At 69.9% G+C, this 24,197-nt stretch carries 32 protein-coding genes; 9 read left to right on the forward strand and 23 right to left on the reverse strand.

The window, feature by feature from the left end:
- The first annotated feature begins 22 nt into the window (after positions 1–22).
- Together ABZX02_RS36075 and ABZX02_RS36080 are read left to right on the forward strand one after the other, a co-directional pair.
- A complete protein-coding gene (locus ABZX02_RS36075; protein ID WP_355305227.1) occupies positions 23–883 on the forward strand; it encodes a sigma-70 family RNA polymerase sigma factor in 861 nt (286 codons plus the stop codon).
- Positions 884–995: 112 nt separating this feature from the next.
- Positions 996–1,622 carry a dioxygenase gene (locus tag ABZX02_RS36080; RefSeq protein WP_355305229.1) on the forward strand — a complete coding sequence of 209 codons (627 nt, stop codon included), beginning with the start codon at positions 996–998 and terminating at the stop codon, positions 1,620–1,622.
- Between the two features lies 1 nt (position 1,623).
- On the opposite strand, the gene ABZX02_RS36085 is transcribed toward ABZX02_RS36080, so the two are convergent.
- Genes ABZX02_RS36085 through ABZX02_RS36095 form a run of 3 tightly spaced genes read right to left on the reverse strand, consistent with a single transcriptional unit; the run spans position 1,624 to position 4,162 of the window.
- Entirely contained in the window at positions 1,624–2,436 is an 813-nt protein-coding gene (locus ABZX02_RS36085) for a class I SAM-dependent methyltransferase (RefSeq protein ID WP_355305231.1), read from the reverse strand.
- Position 2,437: 1 nt separating this feature from the next.
- Positions 2,438–3,556: a class I SAM-dependent methyltransferase gene (locus tag ABZX02_RS36090; RefSeq protein ID WP_355305233.1), complete on the reverse strand. Its 1,119-nt coding sequence runs from the start codon at positions 3,554–3,556 to the stop codon at positions 2,438–2,440.
- A 48-nt stretch (positions 3,557–3,604) separates the two neighbouring features.
- Positions 3,605–4,162 (reverse strand): carboxymuconolactone decarboxylase family protein, encoded by a 558-nt coding sequence (locus tag ABZX02_RS36095; RefSeq protein WP_355305235.1) that lies wholly within the window; start codon positions 4,160–4,162, stop codon positions 3,605–3,607.
- A gap of 85 nt (positions 4,163–4,247) precedes the next feature.
- Between ABZX02_RS36095 and ABZX02_RS36100 the strand changes: the two genes are divergently transcribed.
- Positions 4,248–4,424: a hypothetical protein gene (locus ABZX02_RS36100; protein ID WP_157512840.1), complete on the forward strand. Its 177-nt coding sequence runs from the start codon at positions 4,248–4,250 to the stop codon at positions 4,422–4,424.
- On the opposite strand, the gene ABZX02_RS36105 is transcribed toward ABZX02_RS36100, so the two are convergent.
- The 4 genes from ABZX02_RS36105 to ABZX02_RS36120 all read right to left on the reverse strand — a co-directional run bounded on the left by ABZX02_RS36105 (position 4,421) and on the right by ABZX02_RS36120 (position 8,007).
- A complete protein-coding gene (locus tag ABZX02_RS36105; RefSeq protein ID WP_355305237.1) occupies positions 4,421–4,939 on the reverse strand; it encodes a Scr1 family TA system antitoxin-like transcriptional regulator in 519 nt (172 codons plus the stop codon). The genes ABZX02_RS36100 and ABZX02_RS36105 overlap by 4 nt on opposite strands.
- Positions 4,940–5,141: 202 nt before the next feature.
- On the reverse strand, positions 5,142–6,149 hold the full coding sequence (locus ABZX02_RS36110; protein WP_355305239.1) for a serpin family protein: 1,008 nt from the start codon (positions 6,147–6,149) through the stop codon (positions 5,142–5,144).
- A 35-nt stretch (positions 6,150–6,184) separates the two neighbouring features.
- Positions 6,185–7,423 carry a deoxyguanosinetriphosphate triphosphohydrolase gene (locus ABZX02_RS36115; RefSeq protein WP_355305241.1) on the reverse strand — a complete coding sequence of 413 codons (1,239 nt, stop codon included), beginning with the start codon at positions 7,421–7,423 and terminating at the stop codon, positions 6,185–6,187.
- Complete coding sequence (locus tag ABZX02_RS36120) at positions 7,423–8,007, reverse strand: YdcF family protein (RefSeq protein ID WP_355305380.1); 585 nt, start codon at positions 8,005–8,007, stop codon at positions 7,423–7,425. The genes ABZX02_RS36115 and ABZX02_RS36120 overlap by 1 nt, the downstream gene beginning before the upstream one ends.
- A 141-nt stretch (positions 8,008–8,148) precedes the next feature.
- Between ABZX02_RS36120 and ABZX02_RS36125 the strand changes: the two genes are divergently transcribed.
- Together ABZX02_RS36125 and ABZX02_RS36130 are read left to right on the forward strand one after the other, a co-directional pair.
- The gene (locus ABZX02_RS36125) at positions 8,149–8,880 is read left to right on the forward strand and encodes a peptidase E (RefSeq protein ID WP_355305243.1); all 732 of its coding nucleotides are present in this window, start codon (positions 8,149–8,151) and stop codon (positions 8,878–8,880) included.
- Between the two features lie 16 nt (positions 8,881–8,896).
- Entirely contained in the window at positions 8,897–9,766 is an 870-nt protein-coding gene (locus tag ABZX02_RS36130; protein WP_355305244.1) for a serine hydrolase, read from the forward strand.
- 9 nt (positions 9,767–9,775) lie between these two features.
- Here ABZX02_RS36130 and ABZX02_RS36135 read toward each other — a convergent pair whose 3' ends face one another.
- Entirely contained in the window at positions 9,776–10,237 is a 462-nt protein-coding gene (locus ABZX02_RS36135) for a hypothetical protein (protein ID WP_355305246.1), read from the reverse strand.
- Between the two features lie 90 nt (positions 10,238–10,327).
- Complete coding sequence (locus ABZX02_RS36140; protein ID WP_355305382.1) at positions 10,328–11,713, reverse strand: glycine--tRNA ligase; 1,386 nt, start codon at positions 11,711–11,713, stop codon at positions 10,328–10,330.
- Positions 11,714–11,806: 93 nt separating this feature from the next.
- On the opposite strand from ABZX02_RS36140, the gene ABZX02_RS36145 reads away from it, so the two are divergent.
- Positions 11,807–12,484 (forward strand): tetratricopeptide repeat protein, encoded by a 678-nt coding sequence (locus ABZX02_RS36145; protein WP_355305248.1) that lies wholly within the window; start codon positions 11,807–11,809, stop codon positions 12,482–12,484.
- Here ABZX02_RS36145 and ABZX02_RS36150 read toward each other — a convergent pair.
- On the reverse strand, positions 12,465–12,842 hold the full coding sequence (locus tag ABZX02_RS36150; RefSeq protein WP_355305250.1) for an antibiotic biosynthesis monooxygenase family protein: 378 nt from the start codon (positions 12,840–12,842) through the stop codon (positions 12,465–12,467). The genes ABZX02_RS36145 and ABZX02_RS36150 overlap by 20 nt on opposite strands.
- Positions 12,843–12,917: 75 nt before the next feature.
- Positions 12,918–14,138 carry an RNA-guided endonuclease TnpB family protein gene (locus ABZX02_RS36155; RefSeq protein ID WP_355305251.1) on the reverse strand — a complete coding sequence of 407 codons (1,221 nt, stop codon included), beginning with the start codon at positions 14,136–14,138 and terminating at the stop codon, positions 12,918–12,920.
- A gap of 77 nt (positions 14,139–14,215) precedes the next feature.
- Between ABZX02_RS36155 and ABZX02_RS36160 the strand changes: the two genes are divergently transcribed.
- Genes ABZX02_RS36160 through ABZX02_RS36170 form a run of 3 tightly spaced genes read left to right on the forward strand, consistent with a single transcriptional unit; the run spans position 14,216 to position 15,251 of the window.
- Positions 14,216–14,494, forward strand: a complete 279-nt coding sequence (locus ABZX02_RS36160) for a hypothetical protein (RefSeq protein ID WP_355305253.1) — start codon at positions 14,216–14,218, stop codon at positions 14,492–14,494.
- 11 nt (positions 14,495–14,505) lie between these two features.
- Positions 14,506–14,856 (forward strand): metalloregulator ArsR/SmtB family transcription factor, encoded by a 351-nt coding sequence (locus ABZX02_RS36165; RefSeq protein WP_089950753.1) that lies wholly within the window; start codon positions 14,506–14,508, stop codon positions 14,854–14,856.
- Positions 14,853–15,251 carry a Fur family transcriptional regulator gene (locus ABZX02_RS36170; protein ID WP_191304953.1) on the forward strand — a complete coding sequence of 133 codons (399 nt, stop codon included), beginning with the start codon at positions 14,853–14,855 and terminating at the stop codon, positions 15,249–15,251. The genes ABZX02_RS36165 and ABZX02_RS36170 overlap by 4 nt, the downstream gene beginning before the upstream one ends.
- Before the next feature lie 25 nt (positions 15,252–15,276).
- Here the strand turns inward: ABZX02_RS36170 and ABZX02_RS36175 are convergent, their stop codons facing one another.
- From ABZX02_RS36175 to ABZX02_RS36230, 12 genes are all read right to left on the reverse strand, one after another.
- Entirely contained in the window at positions 15,277–15,981 is a 705-nt protein-coding gene (locus ABZX02_RS36175) for a TIGR03943 family protein (RefSeq protein WP_355305256.1), read from the reverse strand.
- A complete protein-coding gene (locus tag ABZX02_RS36180; RefSeq protein WP_355305258.1) occupies positions 15,978–16,988 on the reverse strand; it encodes a permease in 1,011 nt (336 codons plus the stop codon). Before ABZX02_RS36180 ends, ABZX02_RS36175 begins: the two co-directional genes overlap by 4 nt.
- The gene (locus ABZX02_RS36185; RefSeq protein WP_355305260.1) at positions 16,985–17,413 is read right to left on the reverse strand and encodes a hypothetical protein; all 429 of its coding nucleotides are present in this window, start codon (positions 17,411–17,413) and stop codon (positions 16,985–16,987) included. Before ABZX02_RS36185 ends, ABZX02_RS36180 begins: the two co-directional genes overlap by 4 nt.
- A 23-nt stretch (positions 17,414–17,436) precedes the next feature.
- Complete coding sequence (locus ABZX02_RS36190) at positions 17,437–17,835, reverse strand: YbjN domain-containing protein (RefSeq protein WP_355305262.1); 399 nt, start codon at positions 17,833–17,835, stop codon at positions 17,437–17,439.
- Positions 17,832–18,656 carry an isoprenyl transferase gene (locus ABZX02_RS36195; RefSeq protein ID WP_355305264.1) on the reverse strand — a complete coding sequence of 275 codons (825 nt, stop codon included), beginning with the start codon at positions 18,654–18,656 and terminating at the stop codon, positions 17,832–17,834. Before ABZX02_RS36195 ends, ABZX02_RS36190 begins: the two co-directional genes overlap by 4 nt.
- Positions 18,657–18,704: 48 nt before the next feature.
- Positions 18,705–19,457 carry a DNA repair protein RecO gene (gene recO / locus ABZX02_RS36200; protein ID WP_355305266.1) on the reverse strand — a complete coding sequence of 251 codons (753 nt, stop codon included), beginning with the start codon at positions 19,455–19,457 and terminating at the stop codon, positions 18,705–18,707.
- Positions 19,458–19,471: 14 nt separating this feature from the next.
- A complete protein-coding gene (gene era, locus ABZX02_RS36205; RefSeq protein ID WP_089922324.1) occupies positions 19,472–20,368 on the reverse strand; it encodes a GTPase Era in 897 nt (298 codons plus the stop codon).
- 77 nt (positions 20,369–20,445) lie between these two features.
- Positions 20,446–21,342: a carbohydrate-binding protein gene (locus ABZX02_RS36210; RefSeq protein ID WP_355305268.1), complete on the reverse strand. Its 897-nt coding sequence runs from the start codon at positions 21,340–21,342 to the stop codon at positions 20,446–20,448.
- A gap of 42 nt (positions 21,343–21,384) precedes the next feature.
- Positions 21,385–21,720, reverse strand: coding sequence for a cytidine deaminase (locus ABZX02_RS36215; RefSeq protein WP_355305270.1), 336 nt, complete (start codon positions 21,718–21,720; stop codon positions 21,385–21,387).
- Complete coding sequence (locus tag ABZX02_RS36220) at positions 21,713–23,002, reverse strand: hemolysin family protein (RefSeq protein WP_355305272.1); 1,290 nt, start codon at positions 23,000–23,002, stop codon at positions 21,713–21,715. Before ABZX02_RS36220 ends, ABZX02_RS36215 begins: the two co-directional genes overlap by 8 nt.
- Positions 23,003–23,025: 23 nt before the next feature.
- Positions 23,026–23,571 (reverse strand): rRNA maturation RNase YbeY, encoded by a 546-nt coding sequence (ybeY, locus tag ABZX02_RS36225; RefSeq protein ID WP_355305274.1) that lies wholly within the window; start codon positions 23,569–23,571, stop codon positions 23,026–23,028.
- A 5-nt stretch (positions 23,572–23,576) separates the two neighbouring features.
- Positions 23,577–24,179, reverse strand: a complete 603-nt coding sequence (locus tag ABZX02_RS36230) for a PhoH family protein (RefSeq protein WP_355305384.1) — start codon at positions 24,177–24,179, stop codon at positions 23,577–23,579.
- Positions 24,180–24,197 lie beyond the last annotated feature (18 nt).

The following is a 24,197-nucleotide window of genomic DNA, read 5'->3' on the forward strand; positions in this document are numbered from 1 at the left end:
ATCCCCTGGCAAACTGCCCATCGTGACCACCGCCGACGTCTTCGGACTCCACCGCGCGCACCTGATCGGCGTCGCCTACCGGCTGACCGGCAGCTTCGCCGACGCCGAGGACGCGGTGCAGGAGGCGTGGCCCCGGTTCGCGAAGGCCGAGGGCATCGAGGACGCGCGCGGCTGGCTCACGACGGTCGTCAGCCGCATCTGCCTCGACCGGCTGCGCTCCGCCGCCGTGCGCCGCGAGACGTACGTGGGCTCGTGGCTGCCCGAGCCGCTGCTCACGACCGGCGAGGACGACCCGCTGGCGAGCGTGGTGCAGGCCGACGGCGTGCGGATGGCGGCGCTGGTGGTGCTCGACCGGCTCACCCCGGACCAGCGCGTCGCGTTCGTGCTGCACGACGCGTTCTCCTTGCCGTTCACCGAGATCGCCGACGTGCTGCAGGTCTCGGAGGCGGCCGCGCGCAAGCACGCCTCCCGTGCCCGCAAGGCCGTCGCGGACGCCGAGCCGCCGCCCCGCGCCAAGCTGGCGGAGCAGCAGGAGGTGCTGGAGAAGTTCCTGCACGCCATGGCGAGCGGGGACATCGACCGCGTGCTCGAGCTGCTGCACCCGGACGCGGTCATGATCGGCGACGGCGGCGGCAAGGTGCGCACGGCGGTCCACACGGTCTCCGGCGCGGACAAGGTCGCTCGCTTCTTCCTCGGCCTGATGCGCAAGTACGGCTACCCGGAGGAGCACCGGCCGATGTTCGTCAACGGCGACATCGGCGTTCTCATGCCCGCGTACGGCGAGGTGACCGCACGCGTCACGGCGTTCACGGTGCACGAGGGCAAGGTCGCGGCCATCTACGACATCGCGAACCCGGACAAGCTGACCCACGTGGCGTTCTAGGGCTTTTGGTCTGGACCGTAACTGGAGCCGGGAATCGTTCCGGGGCTAACGTTCGGCCTCGTCGGTCCAGCCCAAGCCCCCTGCCGCGGGTTGCAACCACCGGAGTCCGAACATGCCCGAACACGACATCCCCTCCCGCCGGGCCTTCCTGGCGACCGGTGCGGCCGCCGTGGTCGCACTGACCGCCGCCGGCACCACCACGGCGCGCAGCGCACCCCTGCCCCTGACCCCGACCTGCGTCGATGACGACGACACCCCGTCGAACATCGAGGGTCCCTACTTCAAGCGGAACTCCCCGCAGCGCACGAACCTGCGCACGCCCGGCGTCACCGGCGTCGTGCTCAGCATCACCGGGTTCGTCTACACCATGAAGTGCAAGCCGATCCCCAACGCGCTGCTGGACTTCTGGCAGTCCGACGACCGGGGCGTCTACGACAACACGACGTTCAAGATGCGCGGCCACCAGTTCACGAACGCCTCCGGCGCGTACGTGCTGGAGACGATCGTGCCCAAGGACTACCCGGGCCGCACCCCGCACATCCACGTCAAGGCGCAGCCGCGCGGCGGCCGGATCCTCACGACGCAGCTCTTCTTCCCGGACAACCTGCGGGCGTACGGGATGAACGTGGCGTACCTCAACCGGCGCGACGCCTACCTCGACCGCGAGTGCGAGGTCGAGCTCGGCCCGCTCGTGGGCAACCGCTACACGGCCAAGTTCGACTTCGTCCTGGACGTCTGACCTACCACCGCATCCGCAGCAGCTTCCCGACGTCACGCAGCTTCGGGATCGCGCTGACGACCTTCATCTGGATCCTGCCGGACCTGGGCAACGCGTCCAGGTGCGGCAGGTCCACGCTGCGCCACGAGTCCACTGTGGTCAGTCCGGGGTGCAGCGCCTCGATCTCGCGCGGATCGTCGACACCCCAGTGCAACGTCGCGCCCGCGTTCTTCACGGCGGGCACGAGCTTCTGCAGTTTGATGCCCCACGAGCCGTAGACGTCGAACAGCAGCTCACCGCTGGAGAAGCGGCTCGTGATCCTGCTGATCAACGCGTGGCCCTCGGCCTGGGTCAGGTACATCGACAGGCCCTCGAACACCGCCACCACAGGACGGTCGGCGGGCACGTCGGCGAGCCACGCGTCTTCCGTCACCGACGACGCCACGAGCCGATAGTCGCCCTCGGGCGTCGGCAACAGCTTGCGCCGCAACGCGACGACGTCCGGCATGTCCACGTCGACCCACCGCACGCTGTCCGGCCGTTCGAGCCGTTGCGCGCGCGTGTCCAGCCCACACGCGAGGTGCAGCACGGTGCAGACGGGGTTGCGCTGCAAGAACTCGCGCGCCCAGTCGTCCAGCACCCGGCCGCGGATCGCGACACCGACGGCACTCGTCGTGTTCATGCCGGTCTTGCCGAAGTCGTAGTCGATGCGGTCCATGGCGCGCTTCGCCTCGACGTCGTGCAGCACGGACTGCGGGCGCTGGCTGTCGAGCGCCCGCCCGTGCAGCGTCGCGAGCATGGTCTCCTGCGCGCCCGTCAGGGTGACCTTCTCCACGTCAGATCGTCTCGCCGCGCCGGACCACGTAGGTGAAGGACTCCCAGTCCTCGCCCGCCATGTCGTCCGCGACGACGTTCACGACCTCGGAACCGCAGTGCGCGAAGAGCAACCGCACGAGGTTCGTGTCGACGCCGAACATCTCGATGCCGCCGTCCTTGCGCTCGTGGGGCGCCTGCAGGGCCGCGATGACGATCTCCTGCTCCCCGCCGGACGCCGGCGCGACGGCGACGGGCTCCGCGACCACGGTCACGGCCGTGCGGACCGGCGTGCTGCCGACCTGGGCCCACCAGGTGACGCCTTCCTGCACGAAGTCCAGCTCGAGCTGGTACTCGCCGGTCTCCTCGGGCGCGACGACCTGGAGCTCCAGCTCGACGGACGTGCCCGGCGCGACGTCGTGCGGCAGGTCGGTGCGGCCGTCGTCCCAGGTGACCGGGTCGTCGCCGCGCAGCCAGTGGTTGCCGAGCCGGATCAGCTGCCCGGACGGCCAGGTGTGCCCGCTCGTGTTGGTGACGCGCGCCCGCACCGGCACGGCCTGACCGGCGCCGATCGGCGTGGGCGCGTCGAGGAGCTCGATGGCGGCGCGCATGCCGTCCGTCGTCAGCTCCTCGCGCTTGCTCGGGCGGCAGGGCAGCTGGAACACGAGCACCCCGCCCGGCCGGACCACGCGCTGCAGTTCGAGCAGGGCCGCGATCTGCAGCGGGGGCGGCGAGTGCTGCAGGGAGATGAGGGTGAGGGCGGAGTCGAACGACTCGTCCTCGAACGGCAGCCGGAACCCGTCGTAGTGCACGAAGCTCAGCCGGTCGGGGAACCGGTTGATCCGGTTCGCCTCGTCGACCATCGACTGCGCGACGTCGACCCCGACGACCTCGTGCACGTGCGCGGCGAGCGCGTGGGACAGCCGCCCGGCACCGCACCCGAGGTCGATCAGCCTCTCCCCGAACGACAGACCGGCCTCGTCGACGAGGTTCGCGACCGACGCGATCGGCCCGACCCCGGTGGCGAGGAACTCGTCGAGGTCCCAGCCGCCGTGGCGTCGCTCGGGATCGGTGAGCACGGCCCACAGCGGGTCGTCCTTGCCGAGGTTCTCCCACGTGGACTTGAACCGGTCGACCGGCATGCCGTGCTCCCCCAAGTGCGTCGTGCAGGACAGCGGCACTCTAGCCGGTCAGGCGAACGGCACCCGGCACGCGTCACCGCTGGTGAAACCCTGGTCCTTGATGTCGAACGCGCTGTTGAACCGGGCCCGCTGGTTCTCCAGAGCGACCTGGTAGGTCAGCGCGACGAGCTCCTTGCGCCCCAGCAGCGCCTCCAGTTCGGCGACCTGCTCGTCGGTGACGGCGACAGGCGTGTCGGTGATCGCGTCGGCGTACGCGAGCGCCTTGCGTTCGAGGTCGGTGAACAGCGGCGAGGTGGCGTACTCGTCGATGTGCTTGAGGCGCTCGATGTCGAGGCCGCCGTGCTTCATCAGCATCGCGCCGAAGTCGACGCACCACGAGCAGCCGAGCTTCACCGCCGTGCGGTAGACGCAGAGCTCGAACAACGGCCCGTGGACGGCCTTCTTGACCGCGAGCTCGTGCCGTCCGCTCGCCATCAGCAGCTTCGGGTGGTGCGCCATCACCGTGACGGGCTCCGGCACGGCCCCGAACTCGCGCCGCGCGAACCAGTAGACGGCCTTGAGCAGCGGGCCGGCGTCCTTCTTGGCGATTCCCTTGATCCTCGTCATGCCCACTGGACGAGACAGCCCGCCGGAACGTGACAACACCTTTGGGTGACTGGGAGTGCGAGCGCTCTACTCATAGGGTCCATCCATGAGCAACGACTTCGTGCTGGACATCGACCACGAGTCGGCCGGCCTTCTGGCGGGAACGCTGCTGGCAGGCGACTCGTGTGCGGTCCCGGTGCGACACCAGAACGTCAAACTGCTGCTGTGCGCGCTGCCCGGCGAGGACGGCATGCGCCTCTTCCTGCGCCGCAACACGCCTTAGCGGTCGTACACCGCCACGTACTCCATGAGCACGTCGCGCGACTTCTCGTTGTCGAGCGCGATCGCGTGCATGCGCTGAAAGATGGCCACGGCCCGTTCGACGGTTTCCGTGTCGCTGGCGAGCGTCCAGTTCGCGAGGTACACCAACGGCGGTTCGTGCTCGTACTGGATGAGCGCGTAGTCGAGCCCGACCGCCGCCGCCCCGCCCGCGTCGGCCGGCACGATCCGGATCGACGGCGCGTGGAACAGCAGGTGCAGGACCTGGTCCTCCATCAACCGGTTGCCGCCGACGACGGTGCGCAGCGCGTACTCGTGGATGAAGAACACGCACTGAGGCAGCACGCCGTCGCGTTGCAGCTCCGGCGTCGGCGCGAGGCCCAGCGCCTTCGTGAGCGCCTTCGTGTAGCACTCGGTCCTGAGCAGGACGGGAATGGTGACGCCGCTGAAGCAGGTGATCCTCGTGGCGCCCGCCGCGGCGAGCACGACGAGCTGCTCGCCGGCACCGTGCTGGGTCATGCGCAGAACGGTAAGCGCATGATCATGATCTCGCCGCGCGAAACACTCGCCCATCAGGGGCGATTGGTTCACGGATGGGCGATCTGCTGACGCGCGACGGGTTCGGCGCCTCTCGAACGTCCACTGTGGGCAGGCCGGTCGGCCGGCCCTCAGTCCTGGAGTAGCCGCGCTGGGCGCGTCCGCGCGAACCTCGTCGGATCGGTCACGGACGGGCGACCTGAGCGAGGAAGTAGACCGCGCCGGACCCCGCGTGCCGCACGGCCAGCAGGAACGGCCGGTCGACCGTCACCACGACCGGGTCCTCCGGGATCTCGAACGACACCGTGCGGAACGTGACGGCGGTGGCCGCCGCGCCTTCGAGGCCCTCCTCGTCCAGCCGCAGCACGGCCTCGTGCACGACGTCGTCGACGAACATCCGCTCGTCCGGCGAGAGGCCGGAGAAGTCTGCGTCACGGGCGAACATGCGCTCGACACCCAGCCGCCGCAACGTGTCCTTGAGCTGGAACCTCGCCCGCACGTCCACTTTGGGCAGTGAGAGTTCGAGCCGCGTCGAGGTCTTCGCGGTGAGCGCGGACGGGGGCAGCGGCTGCTCCAGCGAGTCGTCCGGCAGCAGGACCACGGCCTCGACGCCGGAGTCCGCGGGCAGCACGATCGTCTGCCAGCCGTCGCGGTGGGCGTAGCGGAACTTCTCGGTGACCGTCATCGTCGGCACGTCCACGTCGCCGCCGGGCGCGTGGAACGGCCTGTCCGCGGTCTCGCCGGCGGAGAACGCGGTGAGCCACCCGACCTTGAGGTACAGCGCGTTCACGATGATCGCGGCGGCGTCGGCGGGCGGCGGGTCCGTCAGGAGTTCGGGGATGAGGCCGCGGGTGGTCTCGGCGACGTCGGTGTTGACGAGCTTGCGGACGGTCGCGGGGTCCTCGAACGCCGTGCGGCGGACGGAGTCCGTCAGCGAGAAGTCCGGGTTCAGGGTCAGGTCGTCGTCGGCCCACAGGGTGTTGGCGACGGCCAGTTCGGGGACGTCGAGGGCGTCGGCGGCGGAGAAGTCCTTCAGCAGCCCGTCGAGTTCGGCCCTGGTCTCGCCGCGGGCGGCCTCCCTGGCCAGCGCGAGCGCGCTCGCGACCGAGAACGGTGACCAGCAGGCGGTGGACGACGGGTCGGGTACGGCGACGCGGTGCAGGTCCAGGGCGAAGTCGGCCTGATCAGTCACGGTTCTCCCTCGGTTCGTCCGCCGTCCCCTCGAAGCTACGCCGATGCGCGGTGCCAGGCCACGGCCTGCGCGTCGGTGAGCAGCGCGACCTGGTCGACGACGACGCGAAGCCGTGCGGCGTAAGAGGAAGCGGCCGCGAACACCGGGCGGAACGCCGGGTCGAGCAGCGTCGGGCGTTCCATCAGGCGGCCCACCAGGTCGGTGATCAGGTCGCGTTGCGTCGCCTGCATGGCCAGGCGGGCAGGGTCGCTCATCACGTACCGGACGGCCATCGCCTTGAGCAGCGCCACCTCGGCGGCGACCTGCTTCGGGATCTCCAGCGCGGCGTCGTACCTCGTCAGCGCGCCGTCGCCGTGCACGGCCCTGGTGGCGGTGACGGCGGCGGAGGCGAACCGGCCGACCAGTTCGCTGGTGAGGTTCTTCAACGCCACCTGGGCGCCGAGCGAGCCGTCGTACTCGCGGTCGGTCCAGTAAGCGATCACCGGCAGCTTCAGGAGCTCCTCGGCGGTGGCCTCCAGCGCGGCGACGGACTCGTCGGAGAACGTCTTCGCGGCGAGCGAGGCGATGGCGCCCCGTTCGTCGGGACGGGCCAGCGCGCCGAGGCTGATGCGGTGGGCCAGCACGCCGTCCTCGACGTCGTGCACGGAGTACGCCACGTCGTCGGCCCAGTCCATCACCTGCGCCTCGATGCACCGCGCACGGTCCGGTGCGCCCGCACGCATCCACTCGAACACTTCGAGGTCGTCGTCGTACACGCCGAACTTCACCATGCCCGGCGTGCGCGCCCACGGGTACTTCGTCGCCGCGTCGAGCACAGCGCGTGTGAGGTTCAGGCCGTGCGCGGTCTTCGGTTCGAGGCGCGCGAGGATGCGGAACGTCTGCGCGTTGCCCTCGAAACCACCGCACGGACCGGCGAGCTCGTTCAGCGCCCTCTCACCGTTGTGCCCGAACGGCGGATGCCCGATGTCGTGCGCGAGGCCGGCCGTGTCGACGATGTCCGGGTCGCAGCCCAGTTCCTCGCCGATGCCGCGGCCGATCTGCGCGACCTCCAGCGAGTGCGTGAGGCGCGTGCGCGGCACACCGGTGACCTCGGAGCCCTCACCGGGGCCGACGACCTGGGTCTTGCCGGCCAGCCGGCGCAACGCCGCGGAGTGCAGCACGCGGGCGCGGTCGCGGGAGAACGGCGTGCGCGTGTCGGTGCGGGCACCCGGCAGCGCGGCGCTCTTCGGGTCTTCCGCGAGCAGGCGCTCCGCGTCGTGGCCGGTGTATCCCATCACCCGATTTTAGGGAGCTTGAGCTCGTCGAACACGCCGGCGTGCGCCTTCATCAGGCGGTAGTAGAGCAACGCTCCGGTCTCGCGCTTGATGTAGAACCACTGCGTCTCGCGCGTCTGCACGTTCGGGCCGACGCGGGTCGGGGACGTCCACGCGCGCAGACCGGCGTCCTCGGCCATCGTTCGGGCGCGCAGCGAGTGCCACGGGTCGCTGACGATCACGGCCGTCTCGAGGTCGCGCTCCCTGGCCACGGACGCGACGGCGCGCAACGACCCGAGCGTGTCCGCGCCTTCCCCGACCTGCAGCACCCTGTCCTCGGGGACACCGCGCTTGACCAGCCACAGCTTGCCGACCTGGCCCTCGGTGAAGTTGTCGCCGGGCTGCCGGCCGCCGGTCGTCGCGATGTAGCTGACGACGCCCTCCTCGTAGAGGCCGAGGGCGTGTTCGAGCCGGGCCGCGAGCACGTCGGACGGGACGCCGTTGTACTGGGCGGCACCGAGGACGATCGCCATGTCGGCCTTCGTCCAGTCGTCCACGCGGGCGACCTGCCACACGCGGAACGCCGTGCCGCCGCCCACGAGCATGCCGACGACCAACGCCCCGAAGACGAGGCGCAACACGATCCGGCGAATCCTGGCGAGTGGCTTGAGGGGCGTGGTCCGCACACCACGCATGGTTCCAGACCGCGCGCGTTCCGCGTTGACGCCCCTGCGAGGATCACCGTCATGCCTGCTGAGCAGCCCACCATCCTCGCCACGTCGGGAGGTCTGCGCTCCGGGAGCCGGACCTACGTCGAGTTCCACAAGCTGATCCACTTCGCCCTCGACCTGTCCGGCGTGGACGGCCGCACGCCGCGGCTGTGCTACGTCGGCACCGCGGGCGGCGACCAGCGGGCCATGAACGCGAACATGGCGGAGGCGGGCCGGGTCGCGGGCGTCGAGGTGTCGCCGCTGAACCTCTTCACGATGCCGCCGACGGACGACCTGGAGGACTACGTCCTGTCGCACGACGTCGTGTGGGTGGGCGGCGGCTCCGTCGCGAACCTGCTCGCGGTGTGGGAGGTGCACGGTCTGGGCGCGGTGTTCCGCACGGCGTGGGAGGCGGGCGTCGTGCTCGGCGGCGTGTCGGCGGGCTCGATCTGCTGGCACGCGGGCGGCGCCACGGACTCGTTCGGCCCGGACCTCCGCATCGTCACGAACGGCCTGGGCTTCCTGCCGTACGGCAACGGCGTGCACTACGACTCCGAGGAGCAGCGCCGTCCGAAGATCCACGAGGCCGTCGCGACCGGCGTGCTGCCGAAGACGTACTGCACCGACGACGGCGCCGGACTGCTCTACCGCGGCACGGAACTGGTCGAAGCGGTGACGGAACGTCAGGGCGCGGGCGCATACGTGGTGGTCAGGGAGGATTCTTCAGCAACCGCACAGGAGGAAAAGCTCGACACCAGGCTCCTGTGAGACGGACCTTGGAGGGGTGCGCTGGGCCCTGATCCTCCTCCTCGTGACGGCGGTGTTCGCCGTCCCCGAAGCGTCGCCGTGCCTGGCGCACGGCAAGCCCGCGGCCGAGATCTCGCGCGGCCCCGACGTGCTCGACTCGGGTGAGGGGTCGCTCGACCCCGGCGACTCCGACACGGCGCACGCGAGCCCGGAGAAGTCCTCGGCCGTACCGGGCCTCGACGCGGCGGCCCTGGCCGCCGCGGGAGGGGCGTCCGACGTCGGCCTCGCCGTCCTCGACCTGGAGTCGGGCCAGCTCGTGTCGGCGCAGGGCGACAAGCCGTTCTACTCGGCATCGCTGTCGAAGCTGATCCTGGCCGTCTACGCCTGGCAGCAGCAGCCGTCGGCCGACGACGTCGCCCTGCTCGACCGCGCGCTGTCCTTCAGCGACGACAACGCGATGGACGTGCTGTGGACGAGGTTCGACGGCATGGACGCCATCGGCGTCGTAGCCGCCGAAGCGGGCCTGACCGGCACGCACGCCCCGGACGACCCCTCGCAGTGGGGAGAGGTCGTCGTCACCGCGAACGACATGGTGCGGCTCTACGACTACGTCCTCGGCTCACCGCAGCGCGACGCGGTCGTCGGCGCGCTGTCGAAGGCCACGCCCACCGCCGCCGATGGCTTCGACCAGGCGTTCGGCCTGCTCGGCGTCACCGGCGCCTACGCCAAGCAGGGGTGGATGTACTACCTGCCGAGCGACGTCTACCTGCACAGCGCGGGAGTGCTCGACGGCCGCTACGCCGTCGCCGTGCTCACCACGAACCCGACCGGGTCGTGGACGGTGGCCCGCCAGTCGATCAACGCCGTCGCCACCGCCGTTCTCACGAAGCTGGGCGTCCAGAGCTGATCCCCCGGATCACGGCAGGAAGGTCTCCCGTCCGCCAGGCGACGGGCCGCGCCCGACACTGCGGTCCGTCAACGCGGCGATGGTCATCGAGGCTCCCATCGAGGCCACCACGGCGATCGTGAACACGACCGAGCTCAGGCTCGTGAGCAGACCGTCCACCTCGGGGAAGTCCGTGTACAGCGTCTGCAGCGCCACGAAGCCCGCGACGAACGGGACGAGGAACCCGAACCGGAGCGCCTTCGCGAGGCGCGGCAGGTCCGGCACCTGGATCACGACCACCCCCACGGCCGCGCAGCCGACCGCCGCCACGACGCCCGCCCCCGCGAGCAGGACGCGCGCGAAGTCGTACAGCGGCACCGTCATCCCCGCGACGAACGCCGCGAGCCCCAGCCCCGGCCCGGCCGCCGCGAGCACGACGCCGAGCTGCCTGATCTGCTGCGGGCTCATCGAGCCAAGGCGCCATGCGTGCATGTGACCTTCACGCACCAGCAGTGCGTTCTGTTGCCTCGACAACGCGAACGGGCCCGGTGGACGTCCGCCGGGCCCGGGAAGAGCAGCGTTCTAGCAGCCGACCAGACGCGCCGCGAGGTACGACTCCAGCTGGTCCATCGCCACGCGCTCCTGCGACATCGTGTCGCGCTCCCGCACCGTCACGGCGAGGTCGGTCAGCGTGTCGAAGTCGACCGTCACGCAGAACGGCGTGCCGATCTCGTCCTGGCGGCGGTAGCGGCGGCCGATGGCACCGGCGTCGTCGAAGTCGACGTTCCAGTTGCGGCGCAGGGCCGTCGCGAGGTCGCGGGCCTTGGGCGAGAGGTCGGCGTTGCGCGACAGCGGCAGCACCGCGACCTTGACCGGCGCGAGACGGCGGTCGAGCTTCAGCACGACGCGCTTGTCCACACCGCCCTTGGCGTTCGGGGCCTCGTCCTCGGTGTAGGCCTCCAGCAGGAACGCCATCATCGGGCGGCCGACACCGGCCGCGGGCTCGATGACGAACGGCTTGAAGCGCGAGTTCGTGGCCTGGTCGAAGTACGACAGGTCGACACCCGAGTGGTTCGAGTGCGTCGTGAGGTCGAAGTCGGTGCGGTTCGCGATGCCCTCGAGCTCACCCCACTCCTGGCCGCCGAACTGGAAGCGGTACTCGACGTCGACCGTCCGCTTCGAGTAGTGCGACAGCTTCTCCTTGGGGTGCTCGTAGTGACGCAGGTTCTCCTTGGAGATGCCGAGGTCCGTGTACCAGCGGGTGCGCTCGTCGATCCAGTACTGGTGCCACTCTTCGTCCGTCCCGGGCTCGACGAAGAACTCCATCTCCATCTGCTCGAACTCGCGGGTGCGGAAGATGAAGTTGCCCGGCGTGATCTCGTTGCGGAACGACTTGCCGATCTGGCCGATGCCGAACGGCGGCTTCTTGCGCGACGTCGTCTGCACGTTCAGGAAGTTCGTGAAGATGCCCTGCGCGGTCTCGGGGCGCAGGTAGTGCAGGCCCTCCTCGGTCTCGATCGGACCGAGGTGCGTCTTGAGCAGGCCGTTGAACATCTTCGGCTCGGTGTACTGGCCGCGGGTGCCGCAGTTCGGGCACGGCACGTCGGAGACGTCGCCCTCGGCGACCTCCTTGCCGGTGCGCTCGGCGTACTCCTCGGACAGCGTGTCCGCGCGGAACCGCTTGTGGCACGACTCGCACTCGACGAGCGGGTCGACGAACGCCTCGACGTGACCGGAGGCGACCCACACGTCACGCGGCAGGATCACGGACGAGTCGAGACCCACGACGTCCTCGCGGCCGCGGACCATGAAGTTCCACCACTGCCGCTTGATGTTGTCCTTGAGCTCGACGCCGAGAGGTCCGTAGTCCCACGCCGAGCGGGTACCGCCGTAGATCTCCCCGCACGGGTAGACGAACCCCCTGCGCTTGCAGAGGCTGACAACGGTCTCGATGCGATCGGCGGGCAAGGGGTACTCCATCGGGGGAATGCGAATCGGGGGCCCAAGCCTAGCCCGTCACGTTGCGCCCCGAACGGGCGACCGGAGCCTTACCCTGCACGAATGGAAGACCGGCTGCGAGAGCTGTGGGACTTCGCCGACCTCGACGGCACCGAGGCGAGGTTCCGCGCGCTGATCGACGACGTGGAGACCGACGACGAGCGTGCCGAGGTGCTGACGCAACTCGCCCGCGTCGAGGGCCTGCGGGAGAACTTCGCCGCTGGTCACACCCTGGTCGACGAGGCCGAGGTGCTCGTCGCGCCCGACTCGACGGGCCGGGTGCGCGCACTGCTCGAACGCGGCCGGCTGCACCGCTCGGCCGGGGACGCGGAGGCCGCGCAGCCGTTGTTCGTGGCGGCGTTCATCCTCGCGAAGACGCGCGGCGACCTGTCGCTCGCGGTCGACGCCGCGCACATGGCCTCGCTGGTCGACGACCCGGAGAAGTGGACGAAGCAGGGCCTGGAGATCGTCGTCGCGCACCCGGAGCTGGTGCGCTGGCTCGGCCCGCTGCACAACAACCTCGGCTGGTTCTACTTCGAGAACGGCCGCTTCGACGAGGCGCTGGACGCGTTCGAGAAGACGCCCGAGGCGTACGCGGAGAGCGGCAAGGCCAAGACGCTGCACGCGCTGGGCCGCACGTCCGAGGCCGCGGAGGCCGCCCGCCGGGCGTTGGAGCTCCTGCCCCACGACTCGCACGAGGAGTGGGTCAAGGAGATGGAGGCTATCGCCGCGGGGTCGTAGGCCCGGCGGCCTCGCCGAGCCGCACCGTGAACGCGTCCTCCGCGAGCACGCTGGTGTGCTCCTCGACCGCGCCGTTCTCGCTGGTAAGCGCCGGTTCGTACATCGCGGGCTCGTCGGTCAGCGCCTCGGACAGCAGCGGGATGACGTGTTCGCGCACGGGGAACGGCGACATCGCGCGCCGGTAGGCCACCACGGACTCGAACTCGACCGTGAGCACCCAGCGGTCGTCCTCGTCGGTCGACCGCGCGAGCGTGGCCCGGTGGCAGCCGGGCTGGGCCGTCAGGAGCTTCACCGCCTCCGCGACGCGCGCGGTGAACGTCTCGGGGTCGGACACGCGGAATCGGCAGACCAGCAGCACGGTGCAAGGATGGCATGTTGACTTCCTCCCCGTTGAAGGGCGGGGAGTCCCCACCCGCCTGTGGCGGGTAGCGCTTTACGCGCTGTGCCTCACGGCACGGGTTTCCTGTTTCACCGCCGATTGCGGACGGGAGGGCCCTTGCCGTCTGATATCAGCTCCGCAGGCATCACCCGGCTCAGCTCGGGCTACGGCTCGACCAGCCGCAAGGATGTTCTTCGCCGCGTTGAGGTCCCGGTCGTGCCGGGTGCGGCAACTCGGACACGTCCAGTGCCGAGTGGACAGCGTGAGATCGGCGAGCAGGTGCCCGCAGTTCGAACAGGTCTTGCTGCTGGGGCACCAGCGATCGATGACGCTCAGCGTGCGGCCCGCGCGGGCGCACTTGTACTCCAGCTGCTGCCGGAACTCGCCCCAGCCCGCATCCGAGATGGCGCGGGCGAGGCGGCGGTTGCGGATCATGCCCGCGACGTTGAGATCCTCGATCACGACCACGTCCGCCGAGCGGACCAGCGCGGTCGTGGTGCGGTGCAGGAAGTCCTGCCGGGCATTGCGGACCTTGCGATGCGCACGGGCGACCTTGGTCTTGGCTTTTCGGCGGTTGTTGCTGCCTCGCTGGCACCGAACCATGCGACGGTGGTAGCGGGCCAGGTTCAGCGCCTTGCGGGCCAGATGCCCGGGACCAGCGATGCGGTCACCATCGCTGGTCACCAAGAAGCTCGTCAAGCCGAGGTCGACACCGATCGCGTGCCCGGTGGACTCGGCCGGGGCGGGTGCATCCGTGTCCACGGCGAAGGTCACGTACCAGCGGCCGTCCGGCTCGCGGGAGACCACGACCATCGTCGGAGCCATCGCAGCCAGGTCCACGTCGTCGAACGACCACACGACTCGCAGCGGCGTGCTGGTCTTGGCCAGGATCAGTGCGCCTTCGCGCATCCGGAACGCCGAGCGCGTGTAGTGCGCCGACTGGCGACCCGTTCGGGACTTGAACCGCGGGTACCTCGCTCGTCCGGCGAAAAAGTTCTGGAACGCGGCGTGCTGGTGCCGCAGCGTCTGTTGCAACGGCACCGACGACACCTCAGGCAGGAATGCCAGATCGTCGGTGCGCTTCCACTGCGTCATTGCCGCGTCGGTCTCCCGGTAGGAAGTCCTCTTGCCCTCGGTGTGATAGACGTGTCGCCGTTCGCTCAATGTCTTGTTCCACACCAGGCGCACGCACCCGAACGTGCGGTTCAACACCGCCGCCTGCTCGGGATCCGGATAGACCCGGCACCGATACGCCGTCCGCACGTTGATCAGCATACCAATGGAGTAACGATGACTGGACTTGCAGCCAGTTGGCACGCGTACCGCACACCTGAACCGTTCCGGATGGCACTGTGACCTCCAAGCGCCCTCTCCTGCCCGGCGACGGCCCGCTCGCGCGCGTGCGCCCCGCCGTGGCGTTCGTGCTCGTGCTCGGTCTGTTCGTCACCGGCGTGCTGGTGGGCGGTACCGTCGGCGCCGTCCTGCTCGGCGTGCTGCTGGTGGGCGCCACAGTGCTGCTGGCCACCACCTGGAAGGTTCTTTCCCCAGGTCACCGCACATTGCGCGTGGTGGTCCTGCTGGTACTGCTCGTCATCACCGTAGAATTGGTTGTGAAAATCCCTACCAGGTGAGGTGCGCCGCCATGACCGTCCAGTTGCACGGCGAGCACTCCCCCGAACGCGCGGCCCCCGCACCCGCGCCTCCGCGTTCCGCGCACACCCTCGCCGAGGCAGGCGACCTGCTGCGCGCGCTGGCCGCCCCGGTCCGCATCGCGATCGTGCTGCAGCTGCGCGAACACGACCGCTGTGTGCACGAGCTGGTCGAGGCGCTGGGCGTCGCGCAGCCGTTGATCAGCCAGCACCTGCGCGTGCTGAAGTCGGCGGGCGTGGTGCACGGCGAAAGACACGGCCGCGAGGTCGTGTACCGGCTGGTGGACGAACATCTGGCGCACATCGTGGTGGACGCTGTGACGCACGTCGAGGAGAAGTTGTGACCGGACTGAGGTCCACCAAGCAGCGCACCGCGGTGTCGAACCTGCTCGACCAGCTCGACGACTTCCGCAGCGCCCAGGAACTGCACGAGGAACTGCGCCGCCGCGGCGAGGGCATCGGCCTGACCACGGTCTACCGCACCCTGCAGTCGCTCGCGGACGCGGGCCAGGTCGACGTCCTGCGCACCGACTCGGGCGAGGCGATCTACCGCCGTTGCTCGGCGCACCACCACCATCACCTCGTGTGCCGCCATTGCGGTCGCACGGTCGAGGTGGAGGGGCCCGCCGTGGAGAAGTGGGCGGACCGGGTGGCGGCGGAGAACGGGTTCTCGCAGGTCAGTCACACCGTGGAGATCTTCGGGACGTGCGCTGAGTGCACGGCGAAGGGCCTGAAGTAGGGCGCCCGTCGCCGGGCGCCCGCCCTCAGCTCTCGTAGGGCTCGACCGGCTCCGGCACCGAGGTGAACGACTCCACGGTGAAGCTCGGCACCCACGAGTTCTGCTCGTTCGCCGACTTCGGTACCACCTGCCCGGTGATCTCGACCCACTGCTCGTCCGGCAGCGACGGCACGTCCCCGCCGAGCCGCACCTTCAGCGGCCGCGCGTCGGCGGCACAGCAGGAGATCGCGAGCCGCGCGGCGTACGTCTGGCCCTCGGCGCGCAGCAGGAACCCGGTCAGCTTCACGCGGCGGCCGTCCAGCGTCCCCGACTCGTCCCACGCCGTGCGCGTGACGAACTCCGTCATGGACAACGGGATCACGTCGCCGGACGGCAGTTCGCCGAGCAGGTTGCGGGAGCGCTGCGTCTGGTTGGTGTCGGCGGCCGAGTTCACGACGTCGCCGCCGAGTGCCGGGGGCGAGATCAGGAACACCGCGAGCACCGGCAGCAGCATCAGCCACGTCGAGCGGGACGAGTGCGAGTGGTCGTGGTCGTGCTCGGACTCGGCCTTGCCGCGCCGGATGTCCTGGACGATCGCGAACAGCGCGAGGCCGATCATGATCACGCCGGCCGCGATCAGCAGCGGCAGCAGCGACTTCTGGACGTAGCGGAGGTAGAGGCCGGAGAAGCTGATCTTCAGCAGCGCCCCGCCGAGCAGGACCAGAAGGATGTTCTGGGTCTCGCGCCTCACAGCAGCACCACTCCCGACACGACGGCGCACAGGATCGCCACCACGAAGGTAGCGGGTGCGAAGCGGAAGGCGAACGACTTGCCGAACGCACCGGCCTGCAACGCGATCAGCTTCACGTCGACGGCCGGGCCGACGACGAGGAACACCAGGCGCGGCAGCAGCGGCAGCGCGGAGAACGCGACGGCCACGAACGCGTCGGCCTCCGAGCACAGCGCGAGGATGACGGCCAGCAGGGCCATCACGATCACGCCCAGCACGATCTGACCGCCGAGCGTCTGCATCCACGCGACCGGCACGAACGTCTTGAACGCGGCCGCGAACAGGCCGCCGAGCACCAGGAACCCGCCGGCGTCCACGAGGTCGTGCCGCGCGCTCTCGGCGAACACGGCCCACTTGGAGCGGCCGGTGTGGTCGGCCATGCGCGCCAGGGCGCGTTCGGCGATCCACTCCATCTTGCCGAAACGGACCCACAGCCAGCCCATGACCATCGCGGTCAGCAGCGATCCGGCGAACCGCGCTACGACCATCATCGGGGTGTCGTTGAACGCCACGGCGGTCGAGACCAGCACGATCGGGTTCACGGCGGGGGCGGCGAGCAGGAACGTCAGCGCCACGGCCGGGGCGACGCCCTGCTGCATGAGCCTCTTCGCGACGGGCACCGACGCGCACTCACAGCCGGGCAGGGCCACGCCCGCGACACCCGCGACCGGCACGGCCAGCGCGGTCTTGGACGGCAGCAGCCTGCGCAGCGCCGACGCCGGCACGAAAGCCGCGATGGCGCCCGAGATCAGCACGCCCAGCACCAGGAACGGCATGGCCTGCACGCAGATCGCCACGAACACGGTCGACGCGGTGCGCAGCTTGGGCACGTCGAGCAGGTCGACGAGCCTCGACTGGAAGAGCAGTGCGAGAACCAGGATCCCGCACAGCACCTCCAACGACGTGATCTTCAGCCGAGGCCCGCCGGAGCGTCGCTTCGACGAGCGGATCTCGCCGGTGATCGTCATTCCGCGTCCAGGTCCAGGAGCCTGCGGTACTGGCGCGCCATGCCCTCGCGGATCTCCTCGGGCGACGGGGCCTCGGCGAACTCGGGCTCCTCCTCGACGAGCTCGTCGTCGTCGAAGTCGACCGGGGTGCCGTTGACGGTCTCGTCCTCGTCGGCCTCGTCCTCCTCGAGGGCGGCCTCGCGGAGCTCCTCGATAGTGGCGGCGACGTCCTCGGAGGACAGCGCGGGCAGCATCGGCTTCACGATCGCGAGAACGCCGCCCTCCTCGTCCTCCAGCGCGACGGCCTCGGCCAGCGCGACGGCGTGGTCGCGCTCGTACGGGCCGCAGATGAACGAGTCCCAGTCGTCACCGCCCGAGGGCTCGAACGTGACGGTCCACGGGAACTCGTTGACGTCCGAGTCCTCTTCCGGCTCGTAAATGATCACGCCACCCATGGAAGGGTCCTTTCTCAAGAAAACCGGGAGAGGAGCTCGCCACGCACCTGCGACGCGGTCGACACGACCAGCATCAGCAGCGTGCTGAGCGGCTCGGGCTTGAGGCCGTCCGCCGGGAAGGCGTAGCGCAGCATCACGTCGGTGCCACGCTCGGAGTGGATCACACCGAGCGTGCCGAAGAGGCCCTGACCAGCGCGTTCGGCGACCCACGCGGCCGCGTCCGCGGGCAGGTCCCACGCGACGACGACCGTCAGCGAGAGCACCGTCAGCCCCTCGGCCAGCTCCATGCCCTGCACCGCGCACGGCACGTCGCCGTGCCGGAAGCTCAGCGCGCCGTCGTCGTCCACCGACACGTCGTGGAACAGCTCCAACGCCTTGCGGGCGGCCTCCAGGGCCTCACCACTCGCGTTCACGACGACACCACCTCCTCGTCGGGCTTGTCGACGGCGCCACCGAAGCGCCGGTCGCGGCCCGCGAACTTCTCGCACGCGCGCCACAGGTCGCGGCGGTCGAAGTCGGGCCACAGGATGTCCTGGTAGACCATCTCGGCGTAGGCGGACTGCCAGAGCAGGAAGTTCGAGATGCGCTGCTCTCCGGACGGCCTGATGAACAGGTCGACGTCGGGCATCTCGGGCTTGTACATGTGCTTCGCGAGCGTGCGCTCGTCGACCTTGTCCGGGTTGATCTTCCCGGCGGCGACCAGCCGCGCGACCTCGCGGGCGGCGTCCCCGATCTCCGCGCGCCCGCCGTAGTTCACGCACATGACGAGGTTCAGGACGTCGTTGTCCTTCGTGCGGACCTCGGCCTCCTGCAGCTGCTTGATCACGCTGCCCCAGAGCTTCGGCGAGCGGCCGGCCCAGTGGATGCGGACGCCCATCTCGTCGAGCTCGTCGGTGCGGCGCGCGATCACGTCGCGGTTGAAGTTCATCAGGAAGCGCACCTCTTCGGGGCTGCGCTTCCAGTTCTCGGTGGAGAAGGCGTAGAGCGAGAGCCACTTCACGCCCAGCTCGATCGAGCCCTTCGCGACGTCGAGCACGACCTGCTCACCGCGCTTGTGCCCCTCCACGCGCGACAGGCCGCGCTGGTTCGCCCAGCGGCCGTTGCCGTCCATGACGATGGCGATGTGCTTCGGGACCAGATCGGCGGGGATGTCCGGGGGCGTCGCACCGGACTCGTGCGGCTCCGGCGGGCGCGGGACGCGCTTCTCGCGCTCGGAGCGGCGGCGACGCAGCATTGAACCAGGCATCCTTTCGACCGAAAACCGTTGTCGGTAGGCGCCACACTAGCCGTCCGCCGGCTGTGCCTTCCGCTCGACCAACGGCAACGACCGCAGCTGCCGTTCGAGGTGCCACTGCAGGTGCGCCGCGACCAGGCCACTCGCGTCCCGGCGGGCGATGTGCGGGATCTCGTCGACCACCGTCCACTGCCCGTGCAGCAGCGCGGACAGCAGCGTGAGCGTGTCCTGCGAGGGCGAGGAGGACCCCGCCGGACGGCAGTTCGGGCAGCACGAACCGCCCGCCTGGATGCTGAACGCCCGGTGCGGACCGGGGTCGCCGCACTTCGCGCACTCGTTCACCGCGGGCGCCCACCCGGCGAAGGCCATCGCACGCATGAGGAACGCGTCGAGCAGCAGTGACGGGTCACGCTCGGCACCCGCCAACGCCCTGAGGGCCCCCACCACGAGCATGTACAGCCGCAGGGCCGGTTCGCCCTCTTCGGCCGTGAGGCGGTCCGCGGTCTCGGCGATCGCGCACGCCGCCGTGTAGCGCTGGTAGTCGTTCACGATGCCCACGCCGAACGCGTCCAGCGTCTGCACCTGCGTGATGATGTCGAGCGTCCGGCCGGGGTAGAACTGCACGTCGACGTGGCAGAACGGCTCGAGCCGGGCGCCGAACTTCGACGACGTCTTGCGCACGCCCTTGGCCACGGCGCGGAGCTTGCCGTGCCGTTGCGTCAGGAAGGTGATGATCCGGTCCGCTTCACCGAGCTTCTGCACCCGGAGCACGATGCCGGTGTCGCGGTACAGGTTCGCCATCAGAGTCTCGCCATCTAGAACCCCAGGCGGCGGAGCTGCTTCGGGTCGCGCTGCCAGTCCTTGGCGATCTTGATGTGCAGGTCCAGGTACACGCGGCTGCCGAGCAGCCGTTCGATCTGCTTGCGCGCCGCCATGCCGACCTGCTTGAGCCGCTCGCCCCGGTGCCCGAGGATGATCGCCTTCTGCGACGGCCGCTCCACGAACACGAACGCGTGGATGTCGATCAGGTCGTCCCGGCCCTCGCGCGGCGCCATCTCCTCCACCACGACGGCGATGGAGTGCGGCAGCTCGTCGCGCACGCCCTCGAGGGCGGCCTCGCGGATCAGTTCCGCGACCAGCGTCTGCTCGGGCTCGTCGGTCAGGTCGCCGTCCGGGAAGAGCTGCGGGCCCTCGGGCAGCTTCTGCAGCAGCAGGTCGCTCAGCTTGTCGACCTGGAAGCCGTCGACCGCGGAGACCGGGATGATCTCGGCGAACTCCATGACCTTCTGCAGCGCGAGCAGTTGCTCCATCACCTGCTGCTGCGACACCAGGTCCGTCTTCGTGACGATGCCGATGACCGGCGTGCGCTTCGCGACCTTCTCCAGCTCGGCGGCGATGAACTTGTCACCGGGGCCGACCTTCTGGTCCGCGGGCACGCAGAAGCCGACGACGTCGACCTCCGACCACGTCTCGCGCACCAGGTCGTTCAGCCGCTGGCCGAGCAACGTGCGCGGGCGGTGCAGACCGGGCGTGTCGACCAGCACGAGCTGGCCGTCCTCGCGGTGCACGATGCCGCGGATGGTGTGGCGGGTGGTCTGCGGCTTGCTGGACGTGATGGCGACCTTCGTGCCCACCAGTGCGTTCGTCAGCGTCGACTTCCCTGCGTTCGGGCGGCCGACGAAGCACGCGAACCCGGAGCGGTAACCATCCATTCGTCCATTGTCCCTGGGACCGGCAACAGGGTTGTCGCCGGTCCCGGAACCTGCTATTCCGTCACGTCCGCGAGGCCTCAGGACCAGGCCAGCTGGTGCACGGCGGAGTCGTTGCCGACGACGAACGCGTCGATGCGGTTCGGGCCCCACGACACGGCACCGACGCCGCCGCCCAGCACACCGCCGTGCCACTCCCACGGGTGCCAGACCTGGTCGAACGCCTTGTGATAGGCCGAGTTGTCTGTGCCGCGCGCGAAGACGTCCAGTCGGCCGGGCGCCCACGACGCGACCCCCGGCGCCGACGAGATGCCGCCGCCGAGCGACTCCCAGTGGCCCCACGCGCCGTTGTCGGCCCACGTGTGGTGCAGCGAGTTGTCGGCACCCTTGGCGAAGACGTCGATCCGGCTCGCGTCCCACGACACCGCCGCGGGCGCCGAGGTGAGGTTGCCGCCCAGCGACGTCCAGCCCGACCAGGTGCCGTTGTCCAGGCTCTTCACGTACAGGTCGTCGTCGGCGCCGCCTCCGCGGCCGACCGTGAACACGTCGAGCCTGCCCGGCCCGCGCGACGAGACGGCAGGCGCGTAGACGTAGCTCCCCGTGTCGATCGTCTCCCACGCGCGCCACTGGCCGTCGTAGACGAGCCGCTGCAACGCACCGCCCGCGGTGCCCGCCACCACGTCGATGCGGCCGGGACCCCACGCCACGGCCGACGGGGCCGTGCCGAGGTACCCGCCGAGGGACTCCCAGTCGAGCCAGCGGCCGTTGTCGTACACGCGGTGCATCAGCGTGTGGTCGAGGCCGGTGGCGAACACGTCGAGCCGGCCGTTGCCCCACGTCGTGACCGTGGGCGTGCCGTACACCTTCCCGCCGTGGCCGGTCCACCCGCTCCACGCCGCGTGGGCCGCGGGCGCGGACAAGAACAGCGTGCCCGCGGCGACCGCGAGCACGCTGAACAAGGCTGTCAAACGTCTCATCTGCACTTCCCCCAGGATCGCGGGCGCCTGACCCGCTCGGGGTCATCGCAGCACGTCGGCGACGTCTCCGGTGGAAGTCGCACGGATCACGGGAGCAGTTGCCGCCAGGTCGCGGACCGCGGCCACCGACCCCTCGTCCAGCGCCTCGGCGTCCGTGACGACGACGGCAGCCTCGAGGCCCTCCGCGCCACTCGACACCGCCGCGGCGACGGCCGCCTGCAGCGCCGTGAGCTTCAACGACGGCAACGCGACCGTGGACGCGTTGTACGTGCGGCCGTCGAGGTCACGCACGGCCGCACCCTCCGCCGCGCCGTTACGCGCGCGCACGGACCGTGCGAGCGTCACGAGCTTGGCGTCCTCGGGGTCCAGGTCACTCATCTTCGTCGCTCTCCTTCTGCACGGGACGCACGAGCACAGTGGTCACGCGGATGCGGCCACGTTCGTCCTTGCCGCCCTCGGCCCGCATGCGCAGGCCCGCGATCTCGGCCTCGGTGCCGGGCAGCGGCACGCGCCCGAGCCGTTGCGCGAGCAGGCCGCCGACCGTCTCGACCTCGTGGTCGTCGAGCTCGGTGCCGAACAACGCGTCCAGGTCGTCCACCGGCAGGCGCGCGCTGACCCGCACCGCGCCGTCCTCCAGGTGCTCGACCGGCGGCCGGTCGTCGGTGTCGGACTCGTCGGTGATCTCGCCGACGATCTCCTCGAGGATGTCCTCGATGGTCAGCAGGCCCGCCGTGCCGCCGTACTCGTCCACGACGATCGCCATGTGCCGGCGCGACACCTGCATCTCGCGCAGCAGGTCCGCGATGGGCTTCGAGTCCGGGATGAAGCTCATCGGCCGCATCAGCTCGGAGACGCTCTTCGGGTCCTCGTCCTCGGCCAGCGTGGCCCTCATCATGTCCTTGAGGTTCACCACGCCGAGCACGTCGTCGACGCTCTCGCCGATCACCGGGACACGCGTGTAGCCGGTGCGCAACGACAGCGCGAGAGCCTGCCGCAGCGACTTCGACTGCTCGATCCACACGATCTCGGTGCGCGGCACCATGATCTCGCGCGTGATCGTGTCACCCAGCTCGAAGACCGAGTGGATCATCTCGCGCTCGCCCTCGTCCACGACGCCGCGTTCCTGCGCCATGTCGACGAGCTCGCGCAGCTCGACCTCGGAGCTGAACGGACCCTCGCGGAAGCCCTTGCCGGGCGTGATGGCGTTACCGACGAGGATCAGCAGCTTGGACAACGGCCCGAGCACCCGGCCGAGCTGCCGCACCGTGCCGGCGGCGAGCAGGCTCACGCCGTACGGGTGCTGACGGCCGAGGGTGCGCGGTCCGACGCCCACGAGGACGTACGACACGACGAGCATGCTCACGCACGAGTACAGGACGGCAAGCCAGTCCTGCTCCACGTAGTCCAGGAACACCGTCGTGACCAGCACCGCCGCCGACATCTCGCACGCGAGGCGCAGCAGCAACAACAGGTTGACGTGCCGCGGCCGGTCGTTGAGGACCTGCAACAACTGCCCGGTGCCCCAGCGTCCCTGCCGTTGCAGGGACTCCACCCGTGCGCGTGACACGGTGCCGAGAGCGGCATCTACACACGCGAACAGGCCGGCGGCAAGCACGAGCAGAACGGCCAGCACGATCACACTGGCAGGGTTCGCGCTCATGGTCCGTTTTCTCTAGAGGGCGGTCAGGCTTCGTCGTTCTTCTCGTCCAGGCCGACCGCGCCGAGCACCTTGTCGTCGGCGCTGCGCTGGTGAGCGGCCCGCTCGGCCTCGTCGCGCGCGGTGCGGAAGTCGGCGAGGATGCGGTTCTGCAACGTGAACATCTCACGTTCCTCGGCCGGCTCGGCGTGGTCGTAGCCGAGCAGGTGCAGCACACCGTGCACGGTCAGCAGGTGCAGCTCGTCCAGCAGGCTGTGGCCCGCCTTCTTGGCCTGGTCCTTGGCGAACGCGGGGCACAGCACGATGTCCCCGAGCAGCGCGGGACCGAGGCCCGCGGCGTCGGGACGGCGCGCCGAGTCCAGCTCGTCCATGGGGAAGGCCATGACGTCCGTCGGGCCCGGCAGGTCCATCCAGCGCTCGTGCAGGTCGGCCATCACGTCCAGCTCGACGAGCAGGACGGACAGCTCGGCCAGCGGGCTCACGCCCATGCGGTCCAGCGCGAAGCGGGCGGCGGAGACGATGGAACCCTCGTCGACTCCGACACCCGACTCGTTGGCGATCTCGATGCTCACGGTGCCTATCGTCCCCGCCGCTGGTTACCCCGCCGTGCACCGGGTCCGTGGTGCTGCCCGTTCTGGTCGAGCGCGTCCTGCTGGACCTGCCACTTGTCGTACGCGTCGACGATGTCGCCGACCAGGCGGTGGCGAACCACGTCCTGGCTGGTCAGGACCGAGAAGTGCACGTCCTCGACGCCGTCGAGGATGTCCCTCACCACGCGCAGGCCGCTGCGCTGGCCGCCGGGGAGGTCGACCTGGGTGATGTCGCCGGTGACGACGACCTTGGAGCCGAAGCCGAGGCGGGTGAGGAACATCTTCATCTGCTCGGGCGTGGTGTTCTGCGCCTCGTCGAGGATGATGAACGCGTCGTTCAGCGTGTTGTGCGTCAGCAGGTGGTCCTCGGTGACGTACAGCGAGTCCTGCGCCGCCACCTGGATGCAGACCGTCTCCGTGCGGCCCGCGGGCTCGATGCTGTCGATGAACCGCATCGGACGCCCGCCTCCACCGGAGGCGTGGTACTTCTCCCGCTTGCGCTTGAGGCGGAACGGCTCGACGCCTTCGGGCAGCCTGATGTCCAGCACGAACGCGTCGTGCCGGTACCCGACCTCACGTCCCTTGGCCATCCCCGGCTTGCGGCCTTC

The sequence above is a fragment of the Lentzea sp. NPDC003310 genome (genome assembly GCF_040610935.1).
GTDB lineage: Bacteria > Actinomycetota > Actinomycetes > Mycobacteriales > Pseudonocardiaceae > Lentzea.